Below are 1,913 nucleotides of genomic sequence, written 5' to 3' on the forward strand. Positions count from 1 at the left end.
GTCTGGAGACAATCGGTCGGCACGATAACTTCTTCGCCCTCGGCGGACATTCGCTGTTGGCGGTACGGGTCGCTTCGCGCTTGCGTCAGGAGTTGGGGGCCGAGATCGGCGTGGCCGAGTTGTTTGCCCATGCGACGCTCCAGCAACTTGCCGCGTGTGTGGCGTCCTCGTCCGCTGCCGTTTTGTCGCCGATCTTGCCGCTTGAGCCGGATGCGCCGCGGGTGCTGTCGTTTGCGCAGCAACGGCTCTGGTTCCTATCCCAGTTCGAGGGCGTCAGTCAGGCGTATCACATCAGTGGTGGCTTGCGCTTGCGCGGAGCACTGGAGACGCAGGCGCTGCAACGTGCGCTGGATCGCATCGTGGCCCGGCATGCGTCGCTGCGCACGACTTTTGCGCTGGTCGATGGACAGGCATTGCAGCAGATTGCCGCCGAAGACAGCGGCTTCCAGTTGATCGCCCATGATCTGCGCGATATGCCCGAGCGCGAGGCAGCGCTGGAGCAGTTATTGGCGGAGGAGGCGCAGGCACCATTTGCGCTGGAACGCGGTCCGCTGATCCGTGGCGTGCTGGTACAGCTCGCCCACGACGAATACGTTCTCTTCGTGACCATGCACCACATCGTCTCGGATGGGTGGTCGATGGGGATCTTGATCAACGAGCTGAGCGTGCTGTATCGGGCGTTTGCCCGTGGCGAAGCCGATCCGCTACCGCCGTTGCCGATCCAGTACGCCGATTATGCGAGCTGGCAGCGGCAATGGCTGGCGGGCGAGGTGTTGCAGCAACAGGCCGCATACTGGCGCGAGGCGCTGTCTGGTGCGCCGGTACTGCTGGAACTGCCGACGGATCGTCCGCGTCCGCCCCGGCAGGACCATGCCGGAGCAACACTGGAAGTGGTCGTGGAGCCACAGCAGGCGCAGGCGCTGAAGGAACTCAGCCAGCGGCATGGGCTGACGCTGTATATGACGTTACTGGCCAGTTGGGCACTGTTGTTGTCGCGTCTGTCTGGACAGGACGATGTGGTGATCGGCAGCCCGGTGGCCAATCGTGGTCGGTCGGAGACCGAAGGGCTGATCGGGTTCTTCGTGAACACGCTGGCGTTGCGGGTGGAGGTGTCGGGTTCACCGACGCTGGCGCAACTGTTGGCGTCTGTGAAAGAACGTGCGCTGCAAGCGCAGGCACATCAGGACATCCCGTTCGAGCAGGTGGTGGAACGGGTGCAGCCGCCACGCAGTCTGGCGCATGCACCGCTGTTCCAGGTGATGTTCGCGTGGCAGAACACGCCACAGGGTGAGCTGGATCTTGGCGAACTCGAGGTCAGTGGGCTGGGTGCGACGCAGACGAGCGCGCAGTTCGATCTGTCGCTGTCGTTGGAAGAAAACACGGACGGGATCGTGGGCAGTCTGACCTATGCCACGGCGTTGTTCGAGCATGCGACGCTGGAGCGGTGGATGGGCCATTGGCGGCATCTGTTGGCGGCGATGGTGGCCGAGGGTGCCGAAGATATGGCGGTGGATCGTCTGCCGTTGCTGGACGAGGCAGAGCGCAAACAGGTATTGATGGAGTGGAATGCAACGGCGGCGGATTATCCGCGCGATGCGTGTGTGCACGAGTTGTTCGAGGCGCAGGTCGCGCGTGATCCATCGGCCATCGCGGTGGTGCAGGGTGAGGTGTCGCTGACGTATGCCGAGTTGAATGCGCGAGCCAATCGGTTGGCACATTACCTGCGCGGATTGGGTGTGCGTCCCGACGATCGCGTGGCGATCTGCGTGCAGCGCAGTGTCGAGATGGTCCTGACGCTGCTGGCGGTGCTGAAGGCGGGAGGCGCGTACGTGCCGCTGGATCCGGCCTATCCGCCGGAGAGGCTGGCCTATATGCACTCCGATTGCGGCGCGGTGGCGGTGCTGACGGATGCC

Annotated in this window: 1 protein-coding gene; it reads left to right on the forward strand. The window is 63.8% G+C overall.

Features of this window, described 5'->3' with window-relative positions; all coding sequences use genetic code 11:
* Positions 1–1,913 (forward strand): condensation domain-containing protein (locus XalbCFBP2523_RS16680; RefSeq protein WP_158250799.1); only part of this gene is annotated, 1,913 nt, incomplete at both ends.

Source organism: Xanthomonas albilineans, assembly GCF_002939705.1.
GTDB lineage: Bacteria > Pseudomonadota > Gammaproteobacteria > Xanthomonadales > Xanthomonadaceae > Xanthomonas_A > Xanthomonas_A albilineans.